The following is a 1,706-nucleotide window of genomic DNA, read 5'->3' as shown; positions in this document are numbered from 1 at the left end:
AACCTTCCCCAACACCAAACGCTATAACAGTCTTTTTAACGGACACCGCTTACCTTTACAACAAGGTTCGTGCCTCCTCGATCTAGATTACACTCCAGTAAGCGATCTCCTAGAAGACTTCCTTGACGCTGCGGATTGGTCGGCAGCAGGTAACGATGTAGACCTTTTAGAAAGCAGACTGAACGAAGCCTACGAGTGGTTTAAAACCAAGAAAAATCAACAACGCATTTACAACCCAACCCCTGAAGATAAAGACTTTCTCGAACAAGTAGATTATGCCCAAAGAGAAATCAAAGAAGGATTCCTCAATCACATCCGCATCCGCATAGAACAGGGTTTTAGTGGAGAACACGAAACCAACGAACTGCTACTCACCATAGGCAAACTAGCAAGGCTACTTCATGGTTTATCGGGAAATAAATTAATCCAATACATCAGAGAAACAATCTTTACTTGCCCTGGATACGCCAAATATTGCCGTCACAAACGGGAAATACACCGTAGATGTGAAGAAGTAGCGAGGTTTTCCGAAAAACAATGGTATCCCTATCGCTCCCGTCTGCCCCAGGACAGACCCACCTACAAATACATCAAAGATGCCCTTACCAACAAAACCAACCTCAATCAAGAAAGACAGCATAACGCCTCTTCTCGCGTAGAGATGGCAGTAGACCATATCGAACGAGAAGAAGGAGGACTACCCAAAAAAGTAGGGGAATGTAAACTACTAATTCGCAATATTACCAAAAAACTATTTGGGATTAGCGTCAGCGATGCCACCCTCACCAAACCTGAAAATCTTCCCTTATGGCATCCCAAACATAGAAAAGCAGAGCCAAACCCAAAACCAACAGCACCACCACAAACAGAACCCCAGCATCCAGCAGAAGAAGAGGTAATAGTAACATCCGTAGCAGAAGAGGTTAAAGAGCAGGAGACAACAGAAACACCAACACCAGTTCAAGAGGAGTCGTGGGCTGAAGTAAGTCCAGACCCTTGGGTATCGAGTGAAGCAGCCCCATCATCTAGTTCGCCAAATAATACAGTCGAACAAAATAATGACTGCGAGGGATGCTCTCTAACCGAGAGCATATCCAAACAAGAAAGTGTTGACCTGGAAATATCAAACGCTATTGATATACCACAAGAGGATAGCGAGCCAAATGTCATACAAGAAGCACTACATACAAAACAGCCTCAGAGCAAAGAACACAAAGCTTATGCCACACCTTGCCATGTAATATGCCAAAATGACCAAAATCAAAAAACGCCCAAATGTATACTCAGCCTTGTTCACACAATTTTATGCCACACCTTGCCCTTAATGAAGGGTACGTTGCCTTTTTTCCTAGTTGAATTTATTTACCAGTTATTGCAAAGAACTTATTTTAGTTTTTTAATGGGAACACCGAGATTAGAACTTTCTTATCAAGGCTATCGAGAATATGCTGCTAGAGGTTTAATTACACGACAAGGACAGCAACAAGCAAAAGTAGAATTAATCCCAATTCATACAGAAGTGGAAGTTTTAAGAGAGGATTATCATTCATTTTGCTATCGAGATAATCCCAAGCAGCTTCTAGTTTATATTAAACCTCTAGAGAATGCTGAAGATTGGTTAAATGGAATTTCTGTACTTGTCGAAAATTTAGTTCCTCTTCGCATCAGAGATCAAATTTCTTTGAACAATCAAAAATTAGAAAAAC

The 1,706-nt window shown here is 41.4% G+C and carries 1 pseudogene; it reads left to right on the top strand.

Annotated elements, in window-relative coordinates:
- Positions 1-1,706, top strand: a pseudogene (locus H1P_RS36985) (hypothetical protein); the annotation flags it as partial.

Source organism: Hyella patelloides LEGE 07179 (assembly GCF_900659865.1).
Classification (GTDB): Bacteria; Cyanobacteriota; Cyanobacteriia; order Cyanobacteriales; family Xenococcaceae; genus Hyella; species Hyella patelloides.
Note: the sequence above shows the minus strand (reverse complement) of the source record. Positions and strands in the feature narration are given on the sequence as shown.